The organism is Dyadobacter sp. HNCC25DJ184 (assembly GCF_056895215.1).
Map to the genome: position 1 here is coordinate 99,131 of NZ_JBXHAQ010000020.1, position 6,000 is coordinate 105,130.

At 42.0% G+C, this 6,000-nt stretch carries 5 protein-coding genes; 3 read left to right on the forward strand and 2 right to left on the reverse strand.

The window, feature by feature from the left end:
* Window positions 1-48: 48 nt before the first annotated feature.
* Both AC1XUD_RS24185 and AC1XUD_RS24190 read right to left on the reverse strand, forming a co-directional pair.
* Window positions 49-1,944, reverse strand: a complete 1,896-nt coding sequence (locus tag AC1XUD_RS24185; RefSeq protein WP_483363614.1) for an OmpA family protein — start codon at window positions 1,942-1,944, stop codon at window positions 49-51.
* Entirely contained in the window at window positions 1,944-2,576 is a 633-nt protein-coding gene (locus AC1XUD_RS24190) for a 7-carboxy-7-deazaguanine synthase QueE (RefSeq protein WP_483363615.1), read from the reverse strand. Before AC1XUD_RS24190 ends, AC1XUD_RS24185 begins: the two co-directional genes overlap by 1 nt.
* Before the next feature lie 107 nt (window positions 2,577-2,683).
* Between AC1XUD_RS24190 and mnmE the strand changes: the two genes are divergently transcribed.
* The 3 genes from mnmE to AC1XUD_RS24205 form a co-directional block, all read left to right on the forward strand.
* The gene (gene mnmE, locus AC1XUD_RS24195; RefSeq protein ID WP_483363616.1) at window positions 2,684-4,042 is read left to right on the forward strand and encodes a tRNA uridine-5-carboxymethylaminomethyl(34) synthesis GTPase MnmE; all 1,359 of its coding nucleotides are present in this window, start codon (window positions 2,684-2,686) and stop codon (window positions 4,040-4,042) included.
* Between the two features lie 189 nt (window positions 4,043-4,231).
* Entirely contained in the window at window positions 4,232-5,338 is a 1,107-nt protein-coding gene (locus tag AC1XUD_RS24200) for a phage integrase SAM-like domain-containing protein (RefSeq protein ID WP_483363617.1), read from the forward strand.
* Between the two features lie 32 nt (window positions 5,339-5,370).
* Window positions 5,371-6,000: hypothetical protein (locus AC1XUD_RS24205; RefSeq protein ID WP_483363618.1), on the forward strand; the 630-nt coding region annotated here is incomplete at its 3' end.

A 6,000-nucleotide genomic window follows, 5' to 3' on the forward strand; every position in this document is an offset into this window, starting at 1 on the left:
TAAATTGGTGTGCAAAAGTGCGAAAAAACCCTTGGCTATGCAAGTGCTCTAAAGTACACTCCACTGAATCCGTCGGTTTTTCTGGCGGTTTTCTTCTGAATTATTTGGTGCAATAGGCCTTGTTTTGCCATATCCTTTGGCAGCGAGCCTTTCCGGCGAAATTCCGGAAGTTTTAAGATATTCTACAACAGAAATGGCGCGCTGGTTTGAAAGTTCCTGATTGGCCTTATCTGTACCTACGTCATCCGTATGACCCGATATTTCTATCTTGATTTTTTTGTTTTCATTCAGAAAAGCGGCAAGGCGATCAAGTTCCACTTTCGACTTTTCATCTAGTTCAAAAGAACCTGTTTTGAAGAATATATTGCTCAATATTTCAGAGTGATCTTTCTCGATACTTTCCAGTGGAATTTCCATATTAAGAACCGAAACCGAATCGTTGATACTGAATGACAGGCTTTTAAATAAATAACCTTCTTCGGAAACGTAGAAAGCGTAAGAGCTTCCGTGATTTATCACAGCCAGAAAAGCGCCGGTTTTTTCATCAGATTTATATTCTCCAACCTTTTGCTGCGATTGAAGATCGAATAAGTCAATATGCGCACTGACTGGTTTGCCGGTTTTCTTGTCAAAAACTTTTCCTTTCGCATAGCGGGTAGGAATTACCATCTCCCTGATCTTTCCCGGTAATTCGAAGGTATATAAAGAAGGCTTGCCCGACTGTGGATTTTCGTCTGTGAAGTACGCTTCCTTCCCATCGGATGCTATGAACAGTCCGACTTGATCTCGTACCGTGTTGAGAGGATATCCCAAATTGACAGGTTTTGCCCAAATAGTATCGGCCAATTGAGACAGAAATAGATCATATCCACCCATTCCCGGAAGTCCGTTTGAAGAATAGAAAAGAACCCGGCCGTTGGCATGTATGAATGGAGCAACTTCCTCATATTCAGTGTTGATTTGATTTCCAGCATTCACGGGCTGGCCCCATGCCCCGTTGTTGGTCATTCGGGAATACCATATATCCGTTTTGCCAACGCTGCCTTTGCGGTCAGAAGAGAAGTACAAGATACGTCCGTCGGCAGAAAGTGAAGGCTGCGACTCCCATTGTCGAGAATTGATTACATCGCCCATGTTTTTGGGGATCGACCAGTCGCCTCCCTGTTTTTGGGTAATATACAGATCACAGCTTCCATATCCATCTTCCCGGTTGCAGGCAGTAAAAACGAGGGTTCTTCCATCGGCCGAAATCGAACAGGTTCCTTCGTTGTTGGAGGAATTAATCGCTTTTGAAATCTCTTCCGGAATATCCCAAAATCCCTCTTTTTTATTGGTGATATAGATATTCTCGTCTTTTTCCGGTGTCAGTCCGCTGAATATAAGGGTTTCATTATCAGCAGTTAATACCGGGAAGTATTGCGAATCCAACGAGTTGACAGTATCACCAAGCGACCGTTTTTTTACAAACAAAGGAGATTTAATGGCTTCCGTTGCAAATCTCGCTGAGGTTAGTAATTTATTTGTAAGTTTATGTTGACTGGATTTTTCTGGGAATAACGCCAGCGCTTTTTCAAAATAGATGGCCGCCGAATCATATGCTTCCTTTTGAAAAAGGCTGTTTGCGATCCATTGATACGCTCCTGCCGACTGAGGATCAGCAGGTTTGAGCGAAATCAGTTTTTGGTAATACTTTTTAGTAAGCGCCTGGTTTTTCTGTAAGTCAGCTATCTGAGCGAGCTTCAGATTTGAATCATAATGATCAGGCTCGATTTCCAGCACTTTTTCATAATTGAGGACTGCCTGAGGAATCTGCCGGTCCTGCCATGCTTTCTGAGCCTTATCAAATGCCTCTTTTGCCTTCCGGGAGGACGGCGGTGTTTGCCCGTACAGGGCTAGAGGAACCAGAATAAAGCAGAGCAGGGAAGTGGCAAACCAATATCGCATTAGGGAATGTTCATGTACTTATGGGTTTGTAACGACATTTTCCATTTGGGATTGTCTTTGATATAATCAATTATTAAAGGCAGCATTTGCTCGTGTTTACTCCATTCAGGTTGAAGGAGGTGGACGCAGTTTTCATTTACTTTTGCCGCATGTTCTTCGGCAAAGTCAAAATCACTTTTGTTGTAAATGATGGCCTTTAACTCATTGGCATGTTTATATATATCCGGATGCGGAGTTTTGAATTTTTTGGGAGAAAAACAAACCCAGTCCCATTGGCCCGTAAAAGGATATACCCCCGATGTTTCAATATTGGTTTGAAATCCAGTGGTTTGAAGGGTTGACGTCAGCTCCTGAAGGTCATACATCAAAGGTTCTCCACCCGTAATAACAGCCAGCCTTCCCGGATATTCCATCGCCCCTGCAACTATACTGTCTATTGAATATTTGGGGTGAATATCAGCATCCCACGATTCCTTGACGTCACACCAATGACATCCTACATCACAGCCCCCTAGGCGTATAAAATAGGCAGCTTTTCCGCTGTGTTGTCCTTCACCCTGCAGGGTATAAAAGGCTTCCATAACAGGTAATTGCTGCGTGATGATCGGTAAAGTTGCTGTTTCCACTTCCATATTGTTGTATTTGCTGAGTCAGGAGAACACCATATTTCCCCTTAAAATGCCCAAAGATACGAAAATAGGAGGATGATTTTTTGAGACAACCGTCGCATCTTTGTAGTATGGTTCAGCAAGAAGTACATCAGCAGGATATTATTTGCGCTTTGGCGACACCTTCGGGAGTGGGTGCGATAGCAGTGATCCGTGTTTCCGGATTAGGGTCTATTGCGTTGGTTAGCAAGGTTTTCAAAGGAAAAGATCTAAAGTCTGTCGATTCGCATACCATTCATTTTGGTACGATAAGAGACGGCGAGCAAATTATAGATGAAGTATTGGTTTCGGTTTTCAAGACCCCTAAATCGTTCACCAAGGAAGATTCAATAGAAATCAGCTGTCACGGCTCCGACTATATCATTCGTCAGATATTAAAGATATTGATTAAAAATGGTGCCCGCATCGCCAAGCCAGGGGAGTATACCCAACGCGCATTTCTGAATGGCCAGTTTGACCTCGTTCAGGCGGAAGCTGTGGCCGATTTGATAGCGGCCGATTCGCAGGAAAGTCATAAAACTGCCTTGAATCAATTGAGGGGAGGTTTTTCCAAAAAGCTTGCGTCATTACGAACAGAATTGATACATTTTGCATCATTGATCGAGCTAGAACTGGATTTCGGCGAGGAGGATGTGGAATTTGCGGAAAGAGATGATTTGCGAAGGTTGATCAATTCATTGCTCGCGACGATCAATCCCTTGATAGAGTCTTTTGATTTCGGGAATGCGATCAAAGAAGGAGTTCCGGTAGCGATTATTGGCTCACCAAACGTAGGGAAATCGACATTGCTGAATGCGCTATTGAATGAAGAAAAAGCAATCGTAACAAGTATAGCCGGCACCACCCGCGATGTGATTGAGGATACGATGATCATCGACGGCCTGAAATTCAGATTCATCGATACAGCCGGAATCCGTGAAACCTCAGATTTGGTAGAATCCATAGGAATCGAACGATCGAAAAAAGCCATGGAAGGCGCGGATATTATTATATTCCTTTTCGATAGTCAGGAGACCTATATGGACCTGCAAAGCCTGGCACCATCGGTTGCCTCTGATAAAAAAGTTTTTTGGGTACGGAATAAGGCTGATCTGAAAAACGATATTGACCTGAAAAACTCTCAAGGCGTGATTTCAATTTCCGCCCAAACCCAGGATGGGATTGCATCACTTACGAGCACATTAGTGGGCCAAGTTCGCAGGCAAGCTGCTACCGATACGGTTGTGACAAACTCCCGCCATTACGAACACCTGTTAAAAACGCAGCAAGCGCTGCAAGATGTTTTGGATGGACTTTCGACTGGTGTCACAGGCGATTTTCTCGCCCAAGATATCCGTTTGTCCCTGCATCATTTGGGTGAGATAACCGGGACTATAGTTACTGATGATTTGCTGGATAATATTTTTAGCAAGTTTTGTATCGGAAAATAATTGTCTGTTTTGTTACTCGACCAAAGGAAAACAAAAGTAGGGGAAAGGAATTAAATATCTATTTATCAGTTGTTTGTAAATTTATTAGGTGGGTTAGGTCGAGATGTTGATTTCTGTTGTTAATTTTTAAATCACCAATATTTGTTGCTTATTTGTTACTCGCTAATCACGAGTAACAAAAGTAACAAAATGGGAAAGAAACAAAAAGAGTTAATTCATGTCCGAGAAAAAGTTCTGGCGAATGGCGACATAAGTCTTTATCTAGATATTTATTTAAACGGTAAAAGAAAGTACGAATTCTTAAAGTTGTACCTAGTTGCAAATCCGAAATCTGCAAAGGACAAGGAGGAAAACAGAGCGACCCTTCAACTAGCGCAGGCTGTTAAGGCGAAGCGACTTGTAGAAATTCAAAACAATGAATATGGATTCGCCAGTCCTACAAAGACCCAAACTAACTTCTTAGACTATTTCAGTACATTAACTGAAGAACGAAAAAAGGAGCAAGGTAACTATGGGAACTGGGCAAGCGCACTAAAATACCTGAAACAGTATTGTAAAGAATCCACCACTTTCGATGACGTGAATTCTGGATTTGTCGAAGGCTTCAAGAGCTTTTTAAAGGACATTAAAACCAAAAGCGACAAACCTCTATCCCAGAATACACAGCACAGTTACTACAATAAGTTGGCCACTTGTTTAAAGCACGCTCATGATAAAGGGCTTCTTCCAACTAATCCTACCAAATCAGTCAATGCTCCTAAGCCCGGAGACCCGCAGCGTGATTACCTATCTTTTGATGAAGTAAAGGCTTTGACTCTCGCTGAATGTAAATTTCCAGTCATGAAAAGAGCGTTTTTGTTTAGTTGTCTCACCGGAATTCGCTGGTCAGATATTAATAAAATGACTTGGAGCCAGGTGCAAGATTTAAATGGTGTTCCGCGAATTGTATTCAGGCAGAAAAAAACACAAGGGCAGGAGTACCTGGATGTGAACGAACAGGCTCTTGAATTTCTTGGCGAGCGTAGCAAACCAGAGGATAGGGTATTTGAAGGGTTGAAATATTCTGCGTGGCATAATATGGAACTCCTAAGATGGTGCACTAGGGCTGGAATAACAAAGGACATTACGTTCCACTGTGGTAGGCACACTTTCGCCGTTATGATGCTTGATCTGGGTGCGGATCTTTTTACTACATCGAAATTACTGGGACATAGGCATATCAAGACGACTCAGATTTATGCGAAGGTATTGGATAAGAAAAAACAAGAGGCCGTAAGCAGAATACCCAAGCTTTGAAATAAAGACATTTCATCTAAACTTTAACAAACATGAGAAGGTCAGACAATAGTATCGAGCAGCTTATTGACAAGTATTTGGAAGAAATCACTTCAAGGGAAAAGCCGGATGTTAAGCTCTATAAGGGCACTTTTGAATTCATACTGCAGCTCTCTGTTCAAAAAATAATCGCGGAGTTGGATGAAGTCAGGAGACTCGTTTTGGCTACGACTGAAAGGAAAACTTATTCGGTTTTAAAAGACTACGTTGAAAAAGTTGCACTCTTATATAGGGAATCCGGTTCTGTTGGTCGTGGTGATGTGCAAAGGTTAAGTAATCTGAGTCAGGAGGTAGATGACTTTGAGACTGCATCATATCAGTTTATCGAGGAACTGCTATTCAAAGCTTATATGGTCGATATGGCTCGACTTGAACGACTTCCACATATTAATTATGGGAACTTTTTTTACTACAACCAGATGGCGCCCAAGGACGTTGATATTGCCGAGGATGTTCATTTTTTAAATGAAAATGTAGAAGGGTTCGTTTATGCGAGATTTCTTCTTGATATGGATGAGTTAGGATTAAAAGGTGATCAACGGAAGAAAGAGGTTGAGAGTAAGGTGAAAAGCCAAAATGAAATCCTACGATATCTTTCTAGCTTAATTGATACATACACTAAC

What these genes read in the sequence shown, in the direction of transcription:
- AC1XUD_RS24185 (WP_483363614.1), bottom strand. Translation starts at nt 1,944, where the DNA reads ATGCGATATTGGTTTGCCACTTCCCTGCTCTGCTTTATTCTGGTTCCT.
- AC1XUD_RS24190 (WP_483363615.1), bottom strand. Translation starts at nt 2,576, where the DNA reads ATGGAAGTGGAAACAGCAACTTTACCGATCATCACGCAGCAATTACCT.
- mnmE (WP_483363616.1), top strand. Translation starts at nt 2,684, where the DNA reads ATGGTTCAGCAAGAAGTACATCAGCAGGATATTATTTGCGCTTTGGCG.
- AC1XUD_RS24200 (WP_483363617.1), top strand. Translation starts at nt 4,232, where the DNA reads ATGGGAAAGAAACAAAAAGAGTTAATTCATGTCCGAGAAAAAGTTCTG.